General features: G+C 50.7%; 23 protein-coding genes. All 23 read right to left on the minus strand.

Going from position 1 to position 25,610, the window contains the following annotated elements; translation table 11 throughout:
- Positions 1–34: 34 nt before the first annotated feature.
- The 23 genes from uvrA to hpf all read right to left on the minus strand — a co-directional run bounded on the left by uvrA (position 35) and on the right by hpf (position 25,581).
- Complete coding sequence (gene uvrA / locus IV54_RS07220; protein WP_057878712.1) at positions 35–2,905, minus strand: excinuclease ABC subunit UvrA; 2,871 nt, start codon at positions 2,903–2,905, stop codon at positions 35–37.
- A 15-nt stretch (positions 2,906–2,920) separates the two neighbouring features.
- Positions 2,921–4,927, minus strand: a complete 2,007-nt coding sequence (gene uvrB, locus IV54_RS07225) for an excinuclease ABC subunit UvrB (protein WP_057878713.1) — start codon at positions 4,925–4,927, stop codon at positions 2,921–2,923.
- 118 nt (positions 4,928–5,045) lie between these two features.
- On the minus strand, positions 5,046–5,567 hold the full coding sequence (locus IV54_RS07230) for a hypothetical protein (protein ID WP_057878714.1): 522 nt from the start codon (positions 5,565–5,567) through the stop codon (positions 5,046–5,048).
- A 1-nt stretch (position 5,568) separates the two neighbouring features.
- Entirely contained in the window at positions 5,569–6,207 is a 639-nt protein-coding gene (locus IV54_RS07235) for a YfbR-like 5'-deoxynucleotidase (protein WP_057878715.1), read from the minus strand.
- Positions 6,208–6,286: 79 nt separating this feature from the next.
- Positions 6,287–7,228 (minus strand): thioredoxin-disulfide reductase, encoded by a 942-nt coding sequence (trxB, locus tag IV54_RS07240; protein WP_083488549.1) that lies wholly within the window; start codon positions 7,226–7,228, stop codon positions 6,287–6,289.
- 64 nt (positions 7,229–7,292) lie between these two features.
- Complete coding sequence (gene galU / locus IV54_RS07245; RefSeq protein WP_057878716.1) at positions 7,293–8,198, minus strand: UTP--glucose-1-phosphate uridylyltransferase GalU; 906 nt, start codon at positions 8,196–8,198, stop codon at positions 7,293–7,295.
- Between the two features lie 36 nt (positions 8,199–8,234).
- Positions 8,235–9,248 (minus strand): NAD(P)H-dependent glycerol-3-phosphate dehydrogenase, encoded by a 1,014-nt coding sequence (locus IV54_RS07250; RefSeq protein ID WP_057878717.1) that lies wholly within the window; start codon positions 9,246–9,248, stop codon positions 8,235–8,237.
- Between the two features lie 15 nt (positions 9,249–9,263).
- Positions 9,264–10,124: a prolipoprotein diacylglyceryl transferase gene (gene lgt / locus IV54_RS07255; RefSeq protein WP_057878718.1), complete on the minus strand. Its 861-nt coding sequence runs from the start codon at positions 10,122–10,124 to the stop codon at positions 9,264–9,266.
- Positions 10,125–10,129: 5 nt separating this feature from the next.
- On the minus strand, positions 10,130–11,074 hold the full coding sequence (gene hprK, locus IV54_RS07260; protein ID WP_057878719.1) for an HPr(Ser) kinase/phosphatase: 945 nt from the start codon (positions 11,072–11,074) through the stop codon (positions 10,130–10,132).
- Between the two features lie 88 nt (positions 11,075–11,162).
- Positions 11,163–11,534, minus strand: a complete 372-nt coding sequence (locus IV54_RS07265; RefSeq protein ID WP_057878720.1) for a phage holin family protein — start codon at positions 11,532–11,534, stop codon at positions 11,163–11,165.
- A 1-nt stretch (position 11,535) separates the two neighbouring features.
- The gene (locus IV54_RS07270) at positions 11,536–11,871 is read right to left on the minus strand and encodes a PspC domain-containing protein (protein WP_057878721.1); all 336 of its coding nucleotides are present in this window, start codon (positions 11,869–11,871) and stop codon (positions 11,536–11,538) included.
- Positions 11,872–12,021: 150 nt separating this feature from the next.
- Positions 12,022–12,699: a phosphate signaling complex protein PhoU gene (gene phoU, locus IV54_RS07275; protein ID WP_057878722.1), complete on the minus strand. Its 678-nt coding sequence runs from the start codon at positions 12,697–12,699 to the stop codon at positions 12,022–12,024.
- 10 nt (positions 12,700–12,709) lie between these two features.
- Entirely contained in the window at positions 12,710–13,468 is a 759-nt protein-coding gene (gene pstB, locus IV54_RS07280) for a phosphate ABC transporter ATP-binding protein PstB (protein WP_057878723.1), read from the minus strand.
- A gap of 17 nt (positions 13,469–13,485) precedes the next feature.
- Positions 13,486–14,274, minus strand: a complete 789-nt coding sequence (gene pstB / locus IV54_RS07285; protein WP_420806175.1) for a phosphate ABC transporter ATP-binding protein PstB — start codon at positions 14,272–14,274, stop codon at positions 13,486–13,488.
- Between the two features lie 48 nt (positions 14,275–14,322).
- Positions 14,323–15,207 (minus strand): phosphate ABC transporter permease PstA, encoded by an 885-nt coding sequence (pstA, locus tag IV54_RS07290; protein ID WP_057878725.1) that lies wholly within the window; start codon positions 15,205–15,207, stop codon positions 14,323–14,325.
- Positions 15,207–16,136 (minus strand): phosphate ABC transporter permease subunit PstC, encoded by a 930-nt coding sequence (gene pstC / locus IV54_RS07295; RefSeq protein WP_057878726.1) that lies wholly within the window; start codon positions 16,134–16,136, stop codon positions 15,207–15,209. Before pstC ends, pstA begins: the two co-directional genes overlap by 1 nt.
- On the minus strand, positions 16,133–17,020 hold the full coding sequence (locus tag IV54_RS07300) for a phosphate ABC transporter substrate-binding protein PstS family protein (RefSeq protein WP_057878727.1): 888 nt from the start codon (positions 17,018–17,020) through the stop codon (positions 16,133–16,135). Before IV54_RS07300 ends, pstC begins: the two co-directional genes overlap by 4 nt.
- 198 nt (positions 17,021–17,218) lie before the next feature.
- Entirely contained in the window at positions 17,219–18,586 is a 1,368-nt protein-coding gene (locus IV54_RS07305; RefSeq protein WP_057878728.1) for a sensor histidine kinase, read from the minus strand.
- On the minus strand, positions 18,583–19,293 hold the full coding sequence (locus tag IV54_RS07310) for a response regulator transcription factor (RefSeq protein WP_057878729.1): 711 nt from the start codon (positions 19,291–19,293) through the stop codon (positions 18,583–18,585). Before IV54_RS07310 ends, IV54_RS07305 begins: the two co-directional genes overlap by 4 nt.
- 3 nt (positions 19,294–19,296) lie before the next feature.
- Positions 19,297–20,451 (minus strand): PDZ domain-containing protein, encoded by a 1,155-nt coding sequence (locus IV54_RS07315; protein ID WP_057878730.1) that lies wholly within the window; start codon positions 20,449–20,451, stop codon positions 19,297–19,299.
- Between the two features lie 684 nt (positions 20,452–21,135).
- Positions 21,136–22,252 (minus strand): peptide chain release factor 2 gene (gene prfB, locus IV54_RS07320; RefSeq protein WP_191980413.1). Its coding sequence is split into 2 segments (ribosomal slippage): positions 21,136–22,179 and positions 22,181–22,252, totalling 1,116 coding nucleotides; the frame shifts between segments, so codons are not numbered across the junction.
- A gap of 218 nt (positions 22,253–22,470) precedes the next feature.
- Positions 22,471–24,834, minus strand: coding sequence for a preprotein translocase subunit SecA (gene secA, locus IV54_RS07325; protein WP_057878732.1), 2,364 nt, complete (start codon positions 24,832–24,834; stop codon positions 22,471–22,473).
- A gap of 195 nt (positions 24,835–25,029) precedes the next feature.
- Positions 25,030–25,581: a ribosome hibernation-promoting factor, HPF/YfiA family gene (gene hpf / locus IV54_RS07330; protein WP_057878733.1), complete on the minus strand. Its 552-nt coding sequence runs from the start codon at positions 25,579–25,581 to the stop codon at positions 25,030–25,032.
- Positions 25,582–25,610: the final 29 nt, after the last annotated feature.

Below are 25,610 nucleotides of genomic sequence, written 5' to 3' on the forward strand. Positions count from 1 at the left end.
AAAGACCGGCTTGACCGTTACTGATGACAGTTTATTAACGTTTCGATGACGCGGGTTTCTCGTCGGCTTCTGTACGGGCCTTATCCCGCTCCAGAACTGGCTTCAGGTACTGACCCGTATAACTCGACTTGACCTCAGCGAGCTCTTCGGGCGTCCCAGTAGCCACGACGTTACCGCCGGCTTCCCCACCCTCTGGACCGAGGTCAATCAGGTGGTCCGCCGTCTTGATAACATCCAGGTTATGTTCGATAACCAGGACCGTGTTACCCTTGTCCACCAATCGGTGCAGGACTGCCAACAAACGTTTGATGTCGTCGGTATGCAACCCAGTCGTGGGTTCATCTAAGATGTAGAAGTTCTTCCCGTTCTGTTGCTTATGCAGTTCGGCTGCTAGCTTCATCCGTTGGGCTTCCCCACCAGACAAGGTCGTCGCGGGTTGCCCCAATTTGACGTAACCTAAACCAACATCCTGAATCGTCTGAAGTTTCCGGGTAATCTTAGGAATGGCTTCAAAGAACTTCAAGGCTTCACTGACCGTCATGTCGAGCACGTCGGCAATGTTCTTCCCCTTGTATTCAACTTCCAAGGTTTCGGAGTTGTACCGCGTCCCATGACAAACTTCACAAGGCACGTACACGTCGGGTAAGAAGTTCATTTCGATCTTCAAGATCCCGTCACCATGACAGGCCTCACAACGGCCCCCCTTGGTGTTAAAGCTGAACCGACCTTTTTGATAACCCCGCAGCTTCGCGTCGTTGGTCTGCGCGAACAAGGTCCGCACATCATCAAAAACACCCGTGTAGGTTGCTGGGTTACTTCGTGGGGTCCGTCCGATTGGACTTTGGTCGATATCAACCAATCGTTCAATGTTTTGAATGCCAGAGATCGTCTTGTACTTTCCTGGCTTTTCTGAATTACGATTTAACTTCTGTGCCAACGCCCGCTTCAAAATGGTATTAACCAGCGTTGATTTACCGGAACCGGAAACCCCGGTCACCACGACAAACTCACCCAATGGGAAGTCAACCGTGATGTCCTTGAGGTTGTTTTCGGCAGCTCCGGTCACCTGAATCATCTTCCCGTTGCCAGATCGACGTTCCAATGGCACCGGAATGTAGCGCTTCCCAGCCAGGTACTGCCCGGTCAGAGACTTCCGCGAACGCATGACCTGCTTGGGAGTTCCGGCAGCCATGATGTGGCCCCCGTTCTCCCCAGCGCCTGGCCCCACGTCGACGATGTAGTCCGCGGCCCGCATGGTGTCCTCATCATGTTCAACGACAATCAGGGTGTTCCCAAGATCACGCATCTGTTTCAGGGAGGCAATCAGTCGATCATTGTCTCGTTGATGCAACCCAATCGAAGGTTCATCTAGAATGTAGAGCACACCAGAAAGGTTTGACCCGATCTGCGTCGCCAATCGAATTCGTTGGGCTTCCCCACCGGACAGGGTCCGAGCAGAACGACTCAACGTCAGGTAATCCAGACCCACGTTACGTAAGAACGTTAACCGGTCCCGAATTTCCTTTAGGATTGGCTGCGCAATGACCTGGTCCTGTTCGCCAAAGCTGAGATCCTTAAAGAAACTCAGTTCCTTATCAACAGGTAAGTCAGAGACTGCCCCAATGTGTTGATGGTTGATCTGAACACTCAGGGCCTTACGGTTTAACCGATAGCCGTGACAGGTTTGGCAGGTCAATTCGGCCATGTACTTGCGCATCACGTCGCGAGTAAATTCACTGTTGGTTTCCTTGTAACGCCGGTCAACGTTAGGCACAACACCTTCAAAGGCCACATCCACGTCACGAACGCCACCAAAGTCATTTTCATAATGGAAATGGAAGGTCTTCTCGTGGGATCCGTATAAAACCAGGTCCTGTTCATCCTGCGTCAAGTCTTCAAATGGCGTGTCTAAATCGACGTTAAAGGCCGCACAGGCTTGTTCCAGCAGAGCTGGGTAGTATTGCGAACTGATTGGATTCCAGGGTGCCAGGGCGCCCTCACGGAGGGTCTTGGACTTGTCAGGCACGACGAGGTCCAAGTCGACCTCTAACTTTACACCAAGCCCGTCACAATCGGGACAAGCCCCGAATGGCGCGTTAAAGGAGAAGAGCCGTGGTTCCAACTCGCCCACTGTAAACCCACAGACTGGGCAGGCATAGTGTTCGGAGAAGACCAAGGGATCCCCACCGATCACGTCAGCAATGGCGTAACCACCACTCAGCCGCAGAGCTGCTTCGAAGGAATCGAAGAGGCGGGAACGAATCCCTGACTTCACCACAATCCGGTCGATCACGATCGCAATGTCATGACTCTGATTCTTATTTAATTCTGGGACGTCGTCGATGTCCATGATGTCGCCATCAACTCTGACCCGGACGAAACCTTCGCGCCGAATCTTTTCAAAAATCTTCTTATGTTGACCCTTCTTGGCCCGCACGATCGGGGACAAGACTTGGAGCTTCGTCCGTTCAGGCAAGGCCAAGACCTGGTCAACCATCTGTTCCACGCTTTGGCTGGTAATCTTGGTCCCATCATTGGGACAGATCGGCGTACCCACTCGTGCCCACAAGAGTCGGAGGTAGTCATTAATTTCCGTGACCGTTCCCACCGTTGACCGGGGGTTCTTAGACGTCGTCTTTTGGTCAATGGAAATGGCCGGGCTCAACCCATCGATGGAGTCGACATCCGGTTTATCCATTTGACCTAAGAATTGACGCGCGTAAGAAGAGAGACTCTCCACATAACGGCGTTGGCCCTCGGCGTATAAGGTGTCAAAGGCCAGGGAACTCTTCCCTGAACCAGAGAGGCCACTGATGACCACCAACTTGTTCTTGGGAATCGTTACGTCAACATCCTTTAAATTATGGGCTCGTGCCCCATGGATGATAATTTTATCGTTTGCCAAATAACATTCTCCTCACTAGTCCCCGATCTCAGTCTTCATGTCCATGACAGTATCCCGTAAGGAAGCCGCCTGTTCGAAATCAAGCTTCTTGGCAGCCGCTCGCATTTCATCTTCAAGCCGCGAGATCAACTTCTCTTGGTCTTCCTTGGACATATCTTCAAAGTCACTCGCCACGAAGTCATCCTTTTCGCCCTCATGGTCGTTGGTCTTCGTGACCGCGATCAGATCACGAATTGGTTTGATAATCGTGGTTGGGGTAATTCCATGTTTCTTGTTGTAGGCAATCTGAACTTCACGACGCCGAGCCGTTTCGTCCATGGCCGCCTGCATCGACTCCGTCACGGAGTCCGCATACATGATCACGGCCCCATGAGAATTCCGAGCGGCCCGCCCGATCGTCTGAATCAATGACCGTTCGTTACGCAGAAACCCTTCCTTGTCGGCATCTAGAATTGCGACCAACGAGACTTCAGGGATATCGATCCCTTCTCGTAACAAGTTGATCCCAACCAAGACATCATACTTGCCCAGTCGCAGATCCCGCATAATTTCGGTTCGTTCCAACGTCTTGATATCGGAATGGAGATAGGCGACCTTGATGCCCAAATCTTTCAGATAGTCGGTCAAATCTTCCGACATCTTCTTGGTTAACGTCGTGACAAAGGTCCGTTCATTGGCATCGACCCGCGCGTTAATTTCACCGACCAAGTCATCCATTTGCCCCATAATCGGTCGCACTTCAATCGTGGGATCCAACAGCCCGGTAGGTCGGATGATCTGCTGAACCACGTGATCGGTCTGCTCATGTTCATAAGGACCGGGCGTTGCCGACATGTAAATCACTTGATTAATGTGCTGTTCCACTTCATTTAACTTTAATGGCCGGTTATCCAGGGCACTCGGCAGACGGAAACCGTAGTCCACCAGCTGTTGTTTCCGTGCCCGGTCACCGTTATACATCCCCCGAACCTGCGGCATGGTGACATGAGATTCGTCGACCACCATCAAGAAGTCCTTGGGGAAGAAGTCTAACAGCGTGTATGGGGGTTCCCCGGCCTTACGACCGTCCATCCAACGTGAGTAGTTTTCAATCCCGCTAGTGTAGCCCATCTCACGCATCATTTCTAAATCGTAAGTCGTCCGTTGCTTAAGCCGTTGGGCCTCCAACAACTTACCGGCGCCTTCCAATTCATCGACGCGATCCTTGAGTTCACCTTCGATGCCGGCTGTGGCCTTCGCCATGACGTCATCGTTGGTCATAAAGTGCGTCGCTGGGAAGATCGCTACGTGTTCGCGGTCGCCAACAATTTCACCCGTCAGCGAATCCACTTCACGAATCCGATCAATCTCGTCGCCGAAAAATTCGACGCGCAAGGCCCGGTCATCCCGAGAAGCTGGGAAGATTTCGACGACGTCACCGTGAACCCGGAACCGGCCCCGCTGGAAGTCATAGTCATTGCGTTCAAATTGAATATTGACGAGCTTACGCAACAGCGCATCTCGTTCAATCTCTTGCCCCACTCGCAGTGAGACCACATGGTTTTTGTATTCGGTAGGATCCCCCAACCCAAAGATTGAGGAAACGGAGGCCACCACGATCACATCGTTTCGTTCTAGCAAGGAACTCGTCGCGGAGTGCCGTAGTTTGTCGATTTCATCGTTAATCGATGAGTCTTTTTCGATATAGGTATCACTCGAAGGCACATAGGCCTCGGGTTGATAGTAATCATAATAACTAACAAAGTATTCCACCGCATTGTTCGGGAAGAATTGTTTAAATTCACCGTACAGTTGTCCCGCCAACGTCTTATTGTGGGAAAGCACCAGGGTTGGCTTGTTCACCTGCTGAATGACGTTTGAAATTGTAAACGTCTTCCCCGTCCCAGTGGCCCCTAACAGAATCTGTGCCTTCTCATGTTCCTTAATGCCCTTTGTCAGCTGGGCAATCGCCTCGGGTTGATCCCCCGTTGGCTGATACTTAGACACCAGGTCAAACTTGCGATCCGTTTGTCGATCGATCATGGCATAACCTCCCTACCAAATTATTTTTTCATCAGAAAAATGGGAAGCGATCTGCTTCCCATCACGCTCGAATATTTTACCATACCGAACATACTTTCGCCAGTAGCCTGCTTGCAGGTTAAAACTTATCCTGGTAAATCGTCACGTTCGCCGTTCGGTCCCCTTTAATCACCGTAGTGGTCTGAACCGCTGTCAGTCCAAGATCCTCCCAGAATGGCTTCATGACGCGATCGCCCATGAAGACGCTGAGCTGAAGTTGCACCGCTCCCGCTTCCTGTAGCGTAGCGGTCAAACTGCGATACCACGCTGCCGACTGGTCAGTGCTAACGTCCTTAGCCACCATCCACATCCCTAGCCAAGCGAGACTAGGGAGCGGGTAATCCACGATGAGGTCCACCAACACCTTCAATTCACCATCCTGGAACAGACCCAGATAGGCCTTCTGTTCTGGCACGGCGTTGAGGGGAATATCCGTGACATCTTGAATGGCTTCTTGCCGAGTGACCGGGTGATCCTGGAAGTGGCCAAAATAGGCCGGATGAGCTGCCTGAAAGGCGTAGATTAACGCATCATCGTCATGAGTTAACTCCCGGGCCGTAACCCCGTTCAATCGTTGATTCCACACTGTTGCTAATGCCATGTTAGTCCTCCTGCTTCAATAACTCATTGGTTAACGCTGCCAGTTTCTGTCGATCACTGAAGTCCGCCGCCAGCATTTCCGGTAGAACTTCGGCTAAGAAGTACTGCACACAGACCAACTGTTTGAACCTCAGCACCGTGCTCAGACTTTCCCGGTAAATCTCGGTGAAGACGGGTTCGGGATTACCCTTTTGGATTTCACCAAATGATTCGTACAAGAGATCAATCTTGTCAGCGACGGAAAGAATCTGCCCTTCTAATGAAGCGTCCTTTCCCTCTCCTAGTCGCCGGGTATAGGCGGCCTGGAACTGTTCCGGAATTTCATTTTCAATGAAGTTAGCAGTCAGGGAATCCTCAACGTCGGCCAGCATCTGTCGTAATTCAGGTGTGGCATACTTCACGGGAGTCTTGATATCCCCGATAAAGCGTTCCGTATAGTCGTGGTTTAATGACTTCTCATAGAGTAGCCGCCAGTTAACCTGGTTACCGGCATTTTCCTCGACGTCTCCCAAGAACTGGGCGACCTCGGCCACCTTAAACGAGTGGGCCGCCACCGAATGCTGTTCAAACTTAAAGTACCCCGGTGCCCGGTCAATCGTTTCCAAATCACTCAGACTCTGTAAAAATTGATTCATCCCCATGTTCGCGACACTCCTCTTCATTTTAATTTCGCAAAAAAACGGAAACGACCTCGAGGGTTGTTTCCGCTAACTTTAACCTTTATTGGGCGGAAGCCGTTTTGTCCTTCAAAGTTTCCAGATAACTGAAAGCTTCTTGGCCGGCAATCCCACCATCACCAACGGCAGTCGTAATCTGCCGCAGTGTCTTTTGCCGAACGTCGCCAATCGCAAACACGCCAGGTACGGCGGTTGCCATGTCGTTGTCGGTCTTGATCCAGCCAGCATCATCGGTAATCCCCATGGTGGTGAAGGAAGAAGTCATTGGTAAAGTCCCCACATAAATGAAGACCCCACTAGCCGCAATCTCGCCGGTTTCGCCAGTTTGATTGTTCTTAGTCGCGACACCAGTGACCTTCATGTCATCACCCAAGATTTCAGTAACGTTGGTGTTCCAGACAAATTCAATCTTGTCGTTAGCGAACGCTCTGTCCTGTAAAATCTTTTGGGCCCGCAGTTGGTCGCGCCGGTGAATAATGGTAACTTTGGAGGCTAACCCCGCGAGGTATAGGCCTTCTTCGATGGCTGAGTCACCGCCACCGATCACCACGACTTCACGGTTCTTAAAGAACGCACCATCGCAGACCGCGCAATACGAAACACCACGCCCACCAAATTTATCTTCGCCGGGAACTCCCAGCTTCTTGTATTCAGATCCGGTCGCAATAATCACTGCGCCTGCTTTGTAATCACCATCGTCAGTCTTGACGATCTTGTAATCACCATGGTCTTCAATGTTTTCCACACTACCGTAGGCAAATTCGGCACCAAATTGGGTGGCACCATCATACATGTCCTTGGATAAGTCTGGTCCGAGAACCGACTTGAACCCCGGATAGTTTTCAATAGCGGCGGTATTGTTCATTTGACCACCATAAATTCCGCGGTCTAACATCAATACCGAGAGGTTGGCACGGGAGGCATACAACGCACCGGTCATACCGCCGGGACCCGCTCCAATCACAATCACATCATAGTTCTTCAAAGTTAACGCTCCTTTCTGCTCTTAGCCTTTAGGATACTTTACTAGTAAAAAGGAAGTTTGTCACCTATTTCGACTTGGAAGGCTTCTCATCTTCCTTGGCCAGCTTCTGACCGAGGTCCTTAATGTACTGACGCAAAGGATCCTTGGTTTCGGGATGCTTCAGTCCATATTCGATGTTGGTCTGAATCCAGCCAAACTTATTGCCGACATCATAACGCTTGCCCGTGTATTCGTGGGCAAAGACGCGCTGGGTCTTGTTGAGGTTATCAATCGCATCAGTCAGTTGAAGTTCATTTCCCAACCCGACTGGGGTATTCTCTAACGCCTCGAAAATTTCTGGCGTGAAGAGGTAACGACCAATGATCGCGAGATCACTAGGGGCGTCGGCTGGTTCTGGCTTTTCCACGAAGTTTGTTACGTTGTATAAGCCGGGAGCGGTCTCTTCGGAGGGGTTAATCACCCCATACTTGGATGTTTCCTCATGAGGCACACGCATAACGGCCAGCGTTGAGGCACCGGTTTCTTCATAGCGATCGATCAGTTGCTTCGTCAAAGGCACCTTGCTAGAGGTCATATCATCACCGAGCATGACCACAAAGGGTTCATCCCCGATAAAGGCCTTGGCAGTCAAAACAGCGTCCCCTAACCCACGTGGGTAAGGTTGCCGAATGAAGTAGAGATTCATGCCAGTGGTTTCTTGAACCTGGCGTAACATCTCATCCTTGTGCTTAGCAGCCAGGTTGGCTTCCAATTCTGGATTGGAGTCGAAGTGGTCTTCGATGGAACGCTTTGACTTACCATCAACGATCACAATGTCTTCGATCCCAGACTTGCGGGCTTCTTCAACGATAAATTGAATCGTTGGCTTGTCCACAATGGGTAACATTTCCTTGGCCAAGGCCTTCGTTGCTGGTAAGAAACGAGTACCCAAACCCGCTGCTGGAATGACTGCTTTTCTAACTTTTCTCATTTTTAAATATCCTCCCTGGTTCCCTACAAAAAAATTTTAAAACTCGGAACGGCCCTCACGTTGCATCAACTCTGAGATAGCCTGCTTAATGTCTTTACCTTCGTACAAGACTTGGTAAATGGCTTCCGTAATTGGCATTGAAACGCCACGTTCCTTAGATAATTCATATGCGGCCTTGGTCGTGGCAACCCCTTCGATCACCATGCCCATGTGACTCACAACGTCGTCAAGTGCCTCACCACGGCCGAGTTCATCACCGGCCCGCCAGTTCCGTGAATTGGAACTCGTGGCGGTTACAATGATGTCCCCAACCCCAGATAACCCGATAAAGGTCATGGGGTCAGCACCGAAGGACGTGCCCAACCGAGAAATTTCGGCCAAGCCTCGAGTCATCAAGGCCGCCTTGGCATTGTCGCCGTAGCCCAGGCCATGTAAGGCCCCGGCACCCAACGCAATAATATTCTTCAAGGCTGCACCGATTTCAACACCGATCACATCAGGGTTCGTGTAAACCCGGAAGTATGGCGTCATGAAGAGCTTCTGAACGTGCTTTGCGGCGTCCAGGTTTTCACTGGCTGCGGTAATCAAGGTCAAATCATGGCGGGCAACATCCTCGGCATGACTAGGACCAGACAGCACCGTGATGGCCTGCCGGTTCTCAGCCGGAATCTCTTCGGCTAAGACCTGTGACAACCGCTTATAAGTATTTTGTTCAATTCCCTTGCTGGCGTGAATCAATTGTGGTTGTAGGCCAGTCTTCTTTAAGATCGTTGCAACTTCACCAGCAACCGAACGAATCGCCTTGGTTGGGACAACGAAGAGAATGGTTTGCACATCCTTCAACGCACTTTCCAAATCAGAATAAGCGACTAACGATGGAGAAAACTTGAAGTCTTTAATATAATGCGAATTCGTATGCTCGGTATTTAACTCCTCAACCTGCTTGGGATTGTAGGACCATAGGCGCACGTCATTGCCATTTTCATCAAGGACGCTCGCTAGAATTGATCCCCAAGAACCGGCACCGAGTACTGCAATTTTCTCTGACATAGTAATGGATTCTCCTTATTTAGTAAGTTTTGCTTTTTCTTGAAATGGGTTGCCCGCCAAGTAATCGAGAGGTGCTGATTGTCGTCTGCGATAAATCCAGATAATCAGTGCCCCCACGAATAAGACGACAGATAACGCTTGAGAAATTCGAAGAATGTGGAACAACCAGAGACTGTCCGTCCGCATCCCTTCGATAAAGAACCGACCCAATGAATACCACATCACGTAACTGAGGAAAACTTCACCTTGCTTGAAGAGTCCCGGAACGTGACGCAAACTCATGAGGACGATGAAACCTAACAGATCCCACGTTGATTCATACAGGAACGTTGGCTGCCGATAGGCCCCATTAATCAACATTTGATTAATGATCCAGCTTGGTAAATGCAACCCCTGTAAGAAGGCGAGACTGGTAATCCGGCCAAAGGCCTCCTGGTTCATGAAGTTTCCCCAGCGACCAATAGCCTGCCCCAGAATCACGGTTGGTGCCGCAATATCCAGCATCAGCCATGTCGGGATGAACCGTGAGCGACAGAAGAAGAAGACCACCAGGCCCGCCCCAATGAGCGACCCGTAAATGGCAATACCCCCATCCCAAATGGCAATGATTTCGCCGGGATGCTTGGCGTAGTAAGGCCATTCAAAAACCACATAATATGTCCGGGCGGCAATCAAGGCCGCTGGCAGGGCCCACAGAATCATGTCGTAGATGTCGTCGGGCTTGATACCCCGACGTTGTCCCTCACGGACAGCCAGCATGACGGCAATGACCACCCCAGTGGCGATAATCACCCCATACCAGTGAACGGAGATCGGCCCTAGACGCATGGCGATGGGATTAAGCGCCGCCATAATTGGTGAAAAGATATCGCCCATCTCCCTTACTTTTTGTTATTTTTATCTGAGTTTTGTTTGATTAAACGATTCAGGTTGTCATCGAAGACCTGTGTCGCATCGTAACCCATGGAACGGGCCCGGAAGTTCATGGCAGCAGCTTCAATGATGATGGCCAGGTTACGCCCAGTCTTAACGGGAATAGTAATCTTGGGCACCTCAACGTCGAAGAAACGTTGTGACTCCGTGTTGTTTCCTAAACGGTCGAAATGATTGTCATCGTGCCACAATTCCAAGTGGACAATAAGATCAATATCCGTCTCGGAACGCACAGCACCAGCCCCGAACAGGTTCATGACATCGATGATCCCAATCCCCCGAATCTCGAGTAAGTGACTCAGGATAGCTGGGGCCGTCCCAACCAACGTCTGTTCATCTTGTTGGTAGACTTCCACCCGATCATCGGCAATCAACCGGTGACCACGTTTGACTAATTCCAACGCCGTTTCACTCTTACCAACACCAGAATCACCAGTAATCATGACCCCAACACCGTAGATATCGACGAGAACCCCATGAACCGACTGCCGTTCGGCTAATTTGCCGTCTAGGAAGTTGGTCATGTTACTCAAGATCCGCGACGTCGTCAGCTTTGTCTCCAGTAAGGGGATGTGGGCTTCCTTGGTGGCTTGTTTGAGTTCCTCAGGGGGATCCAGTTGTGTGGACACCACAAAGGCCGGCGTCTCCGGTTGACACATCTTCTGCATGACATCTAATAACTTCTCATGCGTCATGCCCTTTGCGAAGGACGTTTCGGTAATTCCCAATAATTGAATTCGTTTAGCAGGATAATAGTTAAAGTATCCGGTTAATTCCAACCCGGGCCGGGAGATATCACTCGTTGTGATTTCACGGTCCAAGTCTTCTTCCCCGGAATAAACTTCCAGGCGGGTAACCTTCACCAGGTCGGCTACTGTGACACTTTCAGGCATAGGAGTTCCTCCTCATTGCATAGTAAACTACTCTAATTTTAGCACTTTCACGGGGTGACTCCCACCAAATTCGTTCGGAGAGGTCAACTTAATTCCGGGCGAAATGATCGCTGATGATGGCATTAAAGAGGGCCATCACAATCGCCACAATCAGTGTGACCCCAAACGATGAAAAAGTGAAGCCACTGCCCATCACCCATGAGGTTAATTCCAGCATGATGGCGTTCAGAACGAAGCCAAACAATCCCAGTGTCAAGATGGTCACTGGTAGCGATAGCACGAACAGAATAGGCTTCACAATCGCATTGAGTAACGCCAACACGAAGCTCGCTATCAGCGCTACGGCGACACCTGACACGTAGAAGGCATTCTGATAATGCCCGGCCAGTGAGCTCTGGAAGAACCCAGCTAGCGCCAGAAAGATGAGAGCGTTAACAAAAATTCGAGGCCAAAACCGCACACTACTCACCATCCTTATGTGAATCGGAAACATCATGTTCGGTCACGTCATGAATCACCTTGCGACCATCATTTGGCTTCGGTTGTGTTGCGCCACGGAAGAGATCGCCGAGACTGCCCCCACCCGGTTGAATCGGTTCCTGGGGCATAAAGGTCATCAAGATCACGTACACCAAGAGACCGACAACCACGTGACCAAATGGAATGGCGATCGAAATCAGCACGTAAATGACCCGCAAGAGGTTAGCATTCCAGCCAAAATATTCCGCAATACCACCCAGAACCCCACCGACAAGGCGGTTGGTCCGGGACCGTTCAAAACGCTTTTTTTCTGCCATTAAAGGCCACTCCTTTTTTGATTTTTAAGTGCGACCCGGCCACACCAAGTCAACACACGTCAAGCTATTAGGCCAAGAATAACGAAAGCGGCCACTGAAATCAAGTTATCAGTGGCCGTCTGGGCGAATCTTCAATTTAGATTAAGGTTTTTACCCCTCGGTGCCGGAGCTGGCCGAATTCAATTCGATAATCTGACCAGACTTAAGATAGATAATCCATTCACAGACGTTCGTCACATAATCCCCAATACGACTGAGATCTTGTGAAACGTTGAGGTAAATCGAGGCCCCCGTCTCGAATGAGGGATCCTGACGCATCTGTTCGTAGCTATCCGCACGCACTTGGTGATTCAAGCGGTCCAGCTTGCGGTCAATATCCGCCAGCTCACGGGCCTCATGCTCATCCTTGTTCACATAGGCCGTGAGGACGTCCTTCATCATCTGCGTGGTCAGGCGCCCCATCTCGGCAATCAGCTGTTCCAACACGGGAATCTTCTGCTTCGTGCCAAACTTAATGGCCGAATGTGCCACATTTCTGGCGTGGTCCCCGGCGCGTTCCAATTCGGAGACGGCCTTTAGAATGGTCACAATCTCACGAAGATCGGTCGTGACTGGCTGATACAAGGCAATCATTTCAAAGGTTTTCTGCTCCAACGCAATTTCACGTTCGTTAATCTGGTGGTCCTGGTCAATGAGCTTCTGTGCAGCAACGGTGTCGCGATTCATGAACGCATCCACCGACTGCTGGATAACCTCACTCACCAACATCCCCATTTCTGTAAAGTCAGCGTCTAATTCGGCTAACTCATCATCAAATAATCTACGCATTACTGGCCTCCTAACCGAATCGACCGCTGATATAATCTTCGGTCTGCTTCTGTGCGGGATTCATAAAGATATTCTTTGTCTGGTCCACTTCAATTAACTCACCATTCATGAAGAACGCCGTCCGGTCCGCGATCCGCGAGGCCTGCTGAAGGTTGTGGGTTACTATAATAATCGTATAATCGTGCCGCAAATTCAAGAGAGTTGCCTCAATTTGGCTACTGGACACGGGATCCAACGCACTTGTCGGTTCGTCTAACAAGATAATCTCTGGTGAAACGGCCAAGACCCGGGCGATACAGACCCGCTGTTGTTGTCCCCCGGAGAGCGCCAAGGCGCTCTCATGCAGGTGGTCCTTGACCTCATCCCACACGGCAGCTTGTCGCAGTGACTTTTCGACGACCGCGTCCAACTTCTCTTTGTCCTTCTCGCCGGCAATCCGTAACCCATAGATCACGTTGTCGTAGATGGAGAATGGGAAGGGGTTGGGTTGTTGGAAGACCATCCCGATTTCCTTACGAATCTGAACCGTATCGGCGCTAGGCGCGTAAAGGTCTTGCCCCTTGAACTTAATCGTTCCCGTAATCGTCACATTGGGAATCAAGTCATTCATGCGATTCAAGGTCCGCAGATAGGTGGATTTCCCACACCCAGACGGCCCAATCAACGCCGTAATCCCCTTGTCCGTGAAGTTCAGGTTGATGCCCTTCAATGCTTCCTTTTCCCCGTAATACAGGTGTAAATCCTGTGTTGTTAAAATTTCCTCACTCATGGTGTTGTCTCCTCCTCTTAGCCGAAGTTCCCCGAAACATAGTCGCTGGTAATTTGAACCTGTGGATTCGTGAAGATATGGCTCGTGGTGTCATACTCCAACACCCGTCCCTGATTGAAAAATGCCGTATATTCACTGATCCGACCAGCCTGTTGCATGTTGTGCGTGACAATAATAATCGTGTACTGCTTCTTTAATTCCAACAAAGTGTCCTCGAGTTGACTCGTGGATACCGGGTCCAAGGCACTCGCCGGCTCATCCAGCAACAGAATATCTGGTTTAACCGCGATCGCTCTGGCGATACACAACCGTTGTGCCTGGCCTCCCGATAGGGCCAGTGCACTCTTGTTGAGATCATCCTTGACCTGATTCCAGAGGGCCGCCTGTTTGAGTGACGTTTCGACAATCTCATCTAGCTCATGTTTGTCGGTCGTCCCCCGCAACCGCAGGGCAAAGGCGATATTGTCATAGATCGACTTGGCAAACGGATTGGGACGTTGAAACACCATTCCCACCCGTCGCCGCATCTTGTAAACGTCAATGTCTGGTTGATTGATATCGACGCCCCGATACATGATGCGTCCCGTCACCGTGGCGATCCGGTCATTCATCCGATTCAATGAGCGGAGATAGGTGGACTTACCCGAGCCCGAGGGGCCAATGAGTGCCGTAATCTGGTTACGGGCAAACTGGAGATCACCCTCGTAAATGGCTTCCTTTTTCCCATAAAAAACGTGGAGTTCCTCGGTCGACAGGACAATCGGGTGTTGGGCGTCTCGTGGTTGCACGATGTGCCGTTCCTGCATGGTCCCGGTGGTTGAAACATCGTTACTGACAAACATGACACCCCTCCTTTAGGCTGACGTGAGCCGCTTGTAAAGCCGCTTACCCAGATAGCGCGCGGCGAAGTTAAAGATCAAGATTGCGAGAACCAAGACCGCCGACGACCCGGACGAAATAGCCTTCGCGTCTGGCATGATCCCTTCGGAATTAATCTTCCAGATGTGGACGGCCAACGTTTCGGCCGGACGCATCGGATTCAATGGACTGGAAATGTTGAATGGGTTCCAATCCGTGAAGTCAAGGGCGGGGGCACTCTGGCCGGCCGTGTAAATCAAGGCCGCTGCCTCCCCGAAAACCCGTCCCGCACTCAGGATAACCCCGGTGAGGATACTCGGCACCGCCGCAGGTAAGATGACCCGCGTGATGGTCTCCCAGCGCGATAATCCTAACGCCAGTCCCCCCTCACGTTGCGAGAGGTCGATGGTTCGCAAAGAATCCTCGATACTTCGGGTCAGAAGTGGCAAGTTAAAGAAGGTCAGGGCAAAGGCCCCGGAGAGAATGGAGAATCCCAGCCGGAGCTTCACCACGAAGAACAGAAAGCCGAACAGACCGACCACTACCGAGGGCAGTGAGCTGAGAATTTCAATGGCCGTTCGAATCGTGGTCGTCACCCAATTGTCCCGGGCGTATTCGTAGAGGTAGATCGCCGCTCCCAAGGCAATGGGAAAGGAAATCAGCATCGCTAAAATCAAGAGATAGAAGGAATTGTAGAGTTGCACCCCAACCCCACCGCCCTTGAGAAAGGCCTTGGCGGGTGCCGTCAAAAAGTGCCAGCTCAACTGGGGAAGCCCGCTAACCAGAATATAGCCGAGCAATGCTAGGAGAATCAAGACAACCAACCCGGCAACGCCGTACAACGTCCCAATGGCAATTTTATTTTGCGTTTTTGGATTCACTATTGAAGACGCCCCTTTCGGCCGATCAGGCGAATAATGAGGTTAAAGACCAGTGACATCAGTAACAATACCAGGGCCAGTGACCACAGGGCATTGTTTTGTAGGGAGCCCATAACGGTGTTTCCGATCCCCGTGGTTAATACGGAGGTCAGTGTTGCCGCCGGATCCACTAGGCTCCCCGGCATGAGCGCCGCGTTCCCGATAACCATTTGAACGGCCAGTGCTTCACCAAAGGCCCGCGCCATCCCGAAAACAACGGCGGTCATGAGGCCTGGTGTGGCGGCCCGCAAAACCACCTTGTAGATGGTCTGCCACTGCGTCGCCCCGAGCGCCAGTGAGGCTTCCCGGTAGTACCGTGGAACCGCTCGCAAGGCATCCACACTCATTGAGGTCACGGTCGGCAGAATCATGACGAAGAGCACACAGGTTCCGGAGAGAATCCCGAACCCACTGCCCCCAAAGATTGCTCGTGTCGCCGGTACGACCACTGAGAGACCGATAAACCCATAAACCACGGAGGGAATCCCCACCAGCAGTTCCGTCACGGGTTGGAGAATCTTAGCCCCCTTGTTTGGTGAAATCTCGTTCATAAACACCGCCGTTCCAATCGCAAACGGTGTGGCCACAATGGCCGAAAGAATTGTGATGAGAAATGACCCGACAATCATGGGTAGCGCGCCAACTTCAGGCTTCCCATTGGCATCCGTGATGCCCGGATTCCATTTCTTCTCCGTCAAGAAATCCCAGAGATTGACGTGATTACTGGTAAAGGTCGCAATCCCTTTGGACGCAACGAAACCGATAATCCCCACAACCACCGCGACGATCAGGAGTAAAGCTGAGAAACTCACAACCTTGCCCCAGATTTCCAACTTGGCGGCCTTGGAGTGCCGCTTGAGTTGTTTTTCTAATTGTTGGGTTGTTTTCATGACTTGCCACCTTCCAGTCGTGTGACGTTGCCGTGGACGTCCCGTTCAACCTTCATTTGATCCGGTGACAGGTAACCCAATTGGCGCACCAGCGTCTTTTGAATCGCTGGTGATTGAACGTACTGAATGAACCGCTGGGTTAAGCCGTGCGGTTGACCCTTGGTATAGAGGTGTTCGTAAGACCAGATACGCCACCGATTGGTTTTCACATTGGCTTCGATTGGCTTGATACCATTTAGACTGAGCGATTGAACGGTCGAATTCACATAGGAAAAGGCCACGTAGCTAATTGCCCCGGGAGTCGTCGCCACGATCTGACGAACCATCCCCGAAGAATCCTGTTCTTGAGCGGTCTTGGAACGGTGATTAGTCAACCCAAATTGTTCGAAGGTCGCCCGCGTACCACTTCCTTGCGCCCGGTTAATCAACACGACTGGCACGTTGGCTCCGCCGAGTTCACGCCAATTGGTGACTTGGCCGGTAAAGACTTGAATGAGTTGTTGGGTCGTTAAATTTTTTAGTCCAATTTTGCGGTTAATGATGGGTGTAATCCCGACGACAGCGACTCGGTGGTCGATCAAGGCGGCGGCTTTGATCCCCTTCTGTTCGCCGGCAAAGAGGTCGGAATTTCCAATCTGGACGGCCCCCTCTTGAATCTGGCTGAGACCGGTCCCGGTTCCCCCACCCTGGACGTTGATAAACGTGCCTAGGTGTTCGCCCGTATATTGTTCTCCAGCCGCTTCCACCAAGGGTTGCAGTGCCGTTGACCCGACTGCGGTGATGGATTCACCAGCATGACTGACCTGTCGCGTTTGGTAGGCAAAGATTCCCAGAGCCACAATAATCACGGCTCCGATGGCTTGCCACCAGTGTTTTTTCGACATTTCACTAACCTCCTACTAGCCAAGCGTCACGGCTCGACCTTACAAAAGTCAGTATACCGAATCAATGTAAATGTCTCGTAGCCGTATTGTAAAGGTTGTGTAAATGTAACCCGATGTTGAAAAATTGCGGGTCAAACCAGCCCGCCCAGTAGTCAATTAAGGCGATCAAAAAAGGCCTGACTGGGTGTCAGGTCTCGTTTAGGCGTTATCTGTATTTGGTGTATCATCAACTGGAGCTATCGTCACTGGGAAGGTCAAGATGACCGTGGTTCCGACGCCCAGCTGACTTTGTAGATTGATTTTACCATTGAGTGACTGCACGAGCTCACGGACAATGGCCAAGCCTAGGCCACTCCCACTAACCAACTGATTGGAATGCGACACATCGGCCCGGTAGAAGCGCTCAAAGACTCTGAGCTGATCCTGGGGACCAATGCCGATTCCCGTGTCGGCAATCGTGAGCGTCCAATTCTGGGGTGTTTGCGCCAGGGTGAGCGTGACGGTACCACCCGGACGATTGTATTTAATGGCATTACTCATGACATTCTTCAAAATCTGATCGAGCTTGCGCTGATCGGTCACGGCCATAAAGGCCGAATCAACCTGGTTAACTAGTGTGACCTGATTAACCTGAGCCAACGGTGCCAGCAGCGTCACCTGCGTGGCAATCTGTTGACCCACCGGCACCATGCTGACCTCGACCGCGTTCCCCGATTCAAGATGGGAGATCGTCAGAACATCGTTGATCAGTTCCACCAAACGTTCACTCTGCTGATCGATGATGTGCAAGAACTCCGAGCGTTTCTCGGGATCGTTCTGCGCCCCGGCTAAGAGTGTCTTGGCAAAACCCGAGATCGCGGTCACTGGCGTCTTCAATTCGTGTGAGGCATTGGAGACAAAGTCCATTTGCATCTGTTCCACGGCGTAGACTTCCGTCACATCGTAGAGCAACACCAGAACTTGAAAGTAGTCCTGAGACGTTGCCGTGTAGATGGCTCGGGCATCAACCGTGCGATCATTAACCTTCAACACATGCTGTTGGGTCTGGCGTTCCGTCAAAGCGGAATTGATCAGACTGGCTAACTCAAATTGCTGCACGTCTTGAGTAAATGGATGACGCCGTGGCGAGATCTTGTGCTGTAAAAACTGCTCCATCGCCGGATTGGCCAATTCTACCTTGCGGTAACGGTCAATCACCATGACCCCGATTGGCAGGTAATCCAGTAACGTGGCAAATTCTTGGTTCTGCCCCGCCATCTGTCGCTGAATTTTACGTTGATGCGTCTGCAGATAATTAATCTGCAAGGCCAACTGTTGAAAGGGATCGTGCGGCGAGAGGAGCACGTGGGCTGGTTCCTCTTCGTGACGAATCCCCTCCACTTTCTTGGTGAGAATTCCAATACGCTGATCGGCCCAACGAAGCCCAAAGGCGATTCCGACGGCTTCAAGCAGTCCAATCAGCCAGGCCACGATCCAAGCGCTGGTCAGACTAGCAGGTTGGACCAACGCGACCATGACACTGTTGGCCAGGCCACAGATCAGCCACACGCCAATGAACCGTCTCATGGTTGCGCCTCAAACGTATAGCCAAACCCACGAACCGTTCGTAGAAGCGTTGGATGTTTGGGATCACGTTCAATTTTTTCGCGCAGATGGGACACATGAATGTCCACCATCCGCGTTTGCCCACTGTAATCGAAGCCCCAGACGCCTTCCAGTAACTGTTCACGGCTCCAGACCTTGCCGGGCCGTTTCGCAAAGAACAATAACAGTTCGAATTCTTTAGGGGTCAAATCAATCAAACGGTCATCCCGTTTAACCTGAAATTTATCCTGGTCGATCGTGAGATCGCCAACCTGTAAGAGGTTACCGGCTGGCCGTGTGCCCGTCTGTGGCTGATCATTTTCATCATGATAGCGGCGCATGACGGCCTTCATTCGGGCAATAACCTCGCGGGGACTAAAGGGTTTCGTGATGTAATCATCCGCCCCTAGTTCAAGGCCAAAGACCGTGTCAAATTCACTAGTCTTCGCAGTAATCATAATAATCGGCGTGCTAACCTTTTCCTGACGTAACTTTTTCGTCACTTCAACCCCATCTAACTTGGGCAACATCAGATCCAAGAGGATCACGTCGAACCGTTCGTGAAGGGCCAGATTCAAGGCCTGTTCACCGTCAATCGCGGTCACCACTTGATAACCCGCCTGTTCGAGGTTGTACTGTAGTAAGGTAACAATCGCTGGTTCATCATCTACGACTAGGACTCTGCTCATGGGTTATCCCTCCAGATCTCGAAAGAGTACAATACCAATTTCATGGGGCGCACCTGAATAGATGGCCGTTTCGGTCATTTTAAGTTCGCCATTCATATCGCGCACCCGTAAGTGGCAATAGGCGGAGTTAGCCAATAAGGCTTCGTAAAAGCTTGTTTCACTGTTAATCGGGCGATGGTTACATTCAAGAATAATGTCTCCCGCCGCCAGATCCAGCTTGGCCGCGGGCGTTCCTGGCCGAATTGCCAAGACCCGTACCCCGTCATCAACCTGAGAATACCAGAATTGTTGACGCTCATCATAGTGTTTAGCTTGCCAAAGAACGAGTGCATAACCAACTAACAGTAAAATTAATAGAATAGGCGTCATTGTTGGCCATAAGAAACTAGCGCCAAGGAAAATAGCAGCCACGACACCTAGCCAGACGAATTTTGTCGCTAACCGTTGATAAACGTCACGCGGCGCCTGACGGAACACCGTGAATCGTAGCCCTAAGACTAATGGCAAAACCAGAATGGCAAAGCTCTGACCGTGTAAATGAACGACTGGCCAGAAAGCCCATTGGCTGGTGAACCAGTCACCAGGAACCAAGGTCACCATAGGTAAAATCAAGAATTCACGCCAAGGATAACCAGCAATTCGTTTTCCCCGTTGCTTCGCATAGATTCGGGGACTCACAAAACGTCCCCCGTAATGTGCGACCCAATGGCCCATTAACAGGAAGAACAGAACGCCTAGCCACAGATAATTCTGAGCCCCGACGCCTTGCCAAGTCAGCCCGACTGAATCCAGGCTGAATGAATTTGTTATGTATGATCCGCTCCAAACTGTGACGACAGTGGCCACCACAATCAGGGTCAGCGGGAGAATCGTCGTTGGCAGAACGATCAGCGTGACTAATGCCAAAGCCTCATAAACCAAAATCCAAACAACCGGTAGGCTAAAGCCGACCAGAATATTGACCAGAGAAAGCCCCACCCCCAACAAAAGCCCCTGTGTGAGCATATGGCGTAATTCAAAGTGATCACTATAGACAGCACTCCCAAAATCCTTGCGTTCCTGCTTGATACGTGCGCGACTCACCAGCCATAACCGCAAGACTGCCAGCCAAACTAACGGCTGTAAAAGATAACTGCCACATGCTATCAACGTTCGCATGTCATCGACACCTTTCCTGAAAAAATAACTGTCACCAGTATAGCATGAAACAAAAACAGGCAACACGACATTCGTGTTACCCGCCCAAAGGTTCTTGATTTAGAACAATTACCAGTTATGACTGGTGTTGTGGACGGCCGCCTGCGGCTGCCAGGGATTACGCCTGCTGTGGGGACGCTTCAGCCCTTTGGGCTTCTCGCTCGATTTGAAGCCCCGCCAGAAACGCGGGTCTTCAAAGTCGCCCGTGGTGTAAGGCCGAGAAAACCACTCGGTCTTACACCACCTCCACGGCCGGCTCCATCCCTGGCCTCCTCCGGCTAAGGTAGAACACTGCCACAACTGAAGTTAAGCTGCTGTTTTTTCTCCCTTTGCACAAACATAATGTCCTAATCTAATCAGCTAAACTAAAAATGGTAGCCATCACCCACTTGTTACTTGGCGATAGCTACCATAATTTTGTTGTTTTGAAGACTATGAATCTTACTCCGCCAACTTAGCGGGTATCACCTAGTTGGCGCCACAGATCCACTATCTAAGCCGTGAGGTCGCCGGTTATGGGCTCAGGCGCGTCGTTCTCCTTAGTCAGTGAGTAGATTTCTCACCGTTCCAGCCCATAACCGGCGACCGGTAAGGCGCATCCTACTACCAGGTTGCCCATCACTTTAGCTTGATCACTGCCGCAATCTATTGAGGATTCTTCTGGCTCAATTGCCATTGCAGATAGGCATCGATAAACGGATCGAGATCGCCATCCATGACGGCCTGACCATTCCCAGTTTCGTAGTTGGTCCGATGGTCCTTCACCATGGTATAGGGATGGAAGACATAGGAACGAATCTGTGACCCCCAACCAATATCCAGTTGTTCGCCTTCGATGGCTGCCTTTTCCTGAGCTTTCTTTTCTTCTTCCCGTTCATACAACTTGGCCCGCAACATAGCCAAGGCCGTTTGCCGGTTTTGAAGTTGAGATCGTTGGGCCTGACTCTGGGTGACGATCCCCGTTGGCAAATGGGTAATCCGCACCGCTGACGAGGTCTTGTTGACGTGCTGACCCCCCGCACCGGAAGCCCGATAAACGTCGACCTTCAAGTCTGCCGGATTAATCTCAACATCCACCGTCTCGTCTAGCTCTGGCAAGACGTCGACTGACGCGAACGACGTGTGGCGTCGACCGGCTGAATCAAATGGTGAGATCCGCACCAACCGGTGAACCCCCTTCTCGGAACGCAGGTAGCCATAGGCATTGCGTCCGGAAATCAAGAGCGTAGCACTCCCGAGTCCAGCAACATCCCCAGCCTGATAATCCAAGATGGTCACCTGGAAGTGGTGCTGTTCTGCCCAACGGGTATACATCCGCATTAACATGGAGCCCCAATCCTGAGATTCCGTTCCCCCGGCACCTGGATGAATTTCTAAGATAGCGTTGTTTCGGTCGTAACGTTGATTTAATAACAGGTTCAACCGATACTGACGCAAGGCATCCTCAGCCTTGGTGTAGTTCTGGCCGAACTCTGCCTGCATATCGGCATCCGGTTCCTCTTGGAGTAACTCAACCGCCACTTCCAGATCGGCAACCTGATCGCGCAAGGCTTCGAACTCACTGACCTTTCCCTTCATTTCGTTGGTTTCGTCAATCAGTTTTTGGGCAGCATTCGCGTCGTCCCAGAACCCTGGCTGGGCCATCTGTGCCTCGTTAACGCTGATGCTCTCGTTCAGGGCATCGAAGTCAAAGTGACCCCCTAAAGCCGTCGAGTTGTTCCTGCATGGCCGCAATGTTCCGTTTTGCATCGCTTAAGTCCATTTTGTTTGGCTCCTTTGGTAAATAGATTTTGTCTGGTTTGTTAACCTTGTGGAAACGTGCACTCATGGGAAGCCAGCTCCGTTTAACCCTGCCAAGCCCAAAATCCCACCCCGGGATTTTCAGCTTAGCGATGTTAATACTCGCCGACTAACCGTCCATGAGCACACTCTTTTAAAAAAAACGAGGCCGGAATCTCTTCCCGCCTCGCCAGTTCCCGATTATCGGGTAATATTTTGTCTAATTTCTGACTTCATGAACAACCGGGTGGCATCGTAATCGATATCTGAAATCATTTCTTCAAACATCCGGAAACCATCTTGTTGGTATTCAACCAGTGGGTTCAATTGACCGTAACCCCGTAAACCGATTGATTGACGTAATTGATCCATCGCATCAATATGATCGGTCCAGTGAGAATCAACAACTCGCAGAAGCACAACCTTTTCGAATTCCAGCATTTGAGCAGGATCGTAGAGTTGCTTTTCCTTTTCGGCGTAAACACTTTCAGCTAAGCCCATGAAGAAGGCTTTGATCTCGTCAGCGGATTTGTCCTTCAGGTCAGCGAGGCTGATCTTGTCGGGAGAAACCATGGCTGAAATTCCGAAATCAAGTAACGTATCCAAATCCCAATCAGACTTGTCGCCTTGCGTGTGTAAGTTAACCACACGGTCAACGGTCCGCTTGATCATTGGCATCAGAACCCACTTCAGTGAGTCGCTTTGGTTGATGACTTCGTTACGTTCACCGTAGATCACGTCACGTTGTTGTCGCATAACGTCATCGTACTGCAGAACGTTCTTACGCGAGTCGTAGTTATTCCCTTCGACTCGTTTCTGAGCGGATTCAACTTGCTTGGTGATCATCCGACTCCGAATAACAGCGTCTTCACCCTCAACGTTCATCCGTTCCAAGAAGCCCTTAACACGGTCAGAACCGAATCGACGCATCAAGTCATCTTCCAGAGACAGGTAGAACTGCGTCATACCAGGATCCCCTTGACGACCGGAACGTCCACGAAGTTGGTTATCAATCCGCCGAGACTCGTGACGTTCAGTCCCGATAACGGCTAACCCACCAATTTCAACCACGCCGGGTCCCAATTTAATATCGGTCCCCCGCCCAGCCATGTTGGTGGCGATGGTAACGGCCCCGCGTTGACCGGCATTCTGAATGATGTCGGCTTCCTTGGCATGATTCTTCGCGTTCAAGACCACGTGCGGAATCTTTTCCTGGTCGAGTCGTTCTGACAAGTATTCGGACGTTTCAACGGCAACGGTCCCGATTAACATCGGTTGACCCTTGGCGTGTAACGTCTTGATCTCAGTCACAACGGCATCGAACTTGGATTCCAAGGTTGGATACAACAGGTCAGGTTGGTCAACCCGGACAACCGGTTTGTTGGTTGGCACGGAAACAACTTCCATGTTGTAAATTTCTCGGAATTCTTCGGCTTCGGTCTTCGCCGTCCCCGTCATCCCGGAAAGCTTCTTGTACATCCGGAATAAGTTTTGGTAGGTGATGTTGGCCATCGTCTTGGTTTCTTCTTGAATCTCAACGCCTTCCTTGGCTTCAATCGCTTGGTGCAAGCCATCGGAGTAGCGCCGACCATCCATAACCCGTCCAGTAAACGAGTCAACGATGAGGACTTCCCCTTCTTGAACCACGTAATCTTTATCACGCAACATGATGTAGTTAGCCCGTAAGGCTTGGTCCATGTGGTGAGTCAAGGCCGTGTTATCGGTATCGTAGAGGTTCTTCAGATTGAAGTACTTTTCAGCCTTTTCAATCCCTGTATCAGTCAAGGCAACCGTCTTAGATTCCAAATCAATCTTAAAGTCGTCTTCTTCATGCAGGGTCTTAGCAAACCGGTCTACTCGTTGGTACAAAGCACTCGTACCTTCGGATTGACCAGAAATGATCAGTGGCGTCCGGGCTTCATCAATTAAGATGGAGTCCACTTCGTCGACAATGGCGAAGTTCAAAGGACGTTGAACCATATCTTCTTTGTAGACCACCATGTTATCCCGCAGGTAATCGAACCCGATTTCCCCGTTAGTGGAATAAGTGATGTCGGCCAAGTAAGCTTCCCGCTTTTCTTCGGAAGACTTTTCGGCAGAGTTCAAACCAACCGTCAAGCCCATCCAGTTGTACAGTTCACCCATTTCAGTGGCATCACGTGCAGACAAGTATTCGTTAACCGTCACAACGTGAACCCCTTTGCCAGCTAAGGCATTCAGGTAGACTGGCATCGTTGCGGTCAAGGTTTTCCCTTCACCGGTCTTCATTTCGGCAATGTTACCTTCGTGAAGGACAATCCCACCCATGATTTGGACGTGGAATGGATAGAGGCCGAGGACCCGCTTCGCACCTTCACGAATAGCAGCGAAGGCCTCTGGCAATAAATCATCCAAGGTTTCGCCGTCTTGATAGCGCTGTTTAAATTCTGGCGTTTTAGCTTTCAGGTCTTCATCTGACAGCTTTGCGTAATCGTCAGCGTAAGCGCCAACTTCATCCGCTAATTTACTTAGGCGTCGTAAAGTCCGTCGATCACTTTCGACCCATCGTTTCAAAATATTTGGCATGTGAGAATTCCCTTCAGTACTTTTATAAGTCTATTTAAAGTTACCTATTTCTTGGCAATAAATCAACCTACATTTTAACACTAACCAAGGCAAGATGAAACTTTTCTACCCATCTAGCGAATGATGAAAGCGAATTCTTTGCGTGCTGAGACTAAAAAAGCACCGCCTAGGCGGTACTTCGTTAGTTAGTCAACATTATTGGTCGTCGGCTTCAATCAAACCATAACGGCCGTCGTTGCGGCGGTAGACAATGCTGATCCCATTGGTTTCAGCATCCTCGTAGATAAAGAAGTCGTGGCCTAACATGTCCATTTGCAGAACAGCTTCTTCATTATCCATTGGCTTTAACGAAACGCGTTTAGTCCGGACAACCTCGAGCTCGTTACTTTCAGCTGGTTCTTCCGCAGCCTCTGAAGCGAAATCAAGATGCTTGTAGCCTTTTTCCCGAGACTTACGGTTAACTTTGGTCTTGTACTTGCGAATTTGACGTTCCAGCTTGTCAGTAACCAGGTCAACACTTGCATATAAGTCCGGAGAGGTTTCCTCCGCCCGTAATGTCAAGTATGGGAGTGGGATTGTTACTTCAACCTTCGCTGTCTTGTTTTGGTAGACCTTCAGGTTGACATGCGCAATTGCCTCAACTTTGTTGTCGAAATATTTCTCCAACTTGCTGATACGCTTTTCAACGTAATCCCGTATTGCGTCAGTAACTTCGATGTTTTCACCACGAATATTAAATGTGAGCATAAAACTTCTCTCCCTTCAGCCAAGAGATT

This window comes from Levilactobacillus paucivorans, assembly GCF_001437125.1.
GTDB lineage: Bacteria > Bacillota > Bacilli > Lactobacillales > Lactobacillaceae > Levilactobacillus > Levilactobacillus paucivorans.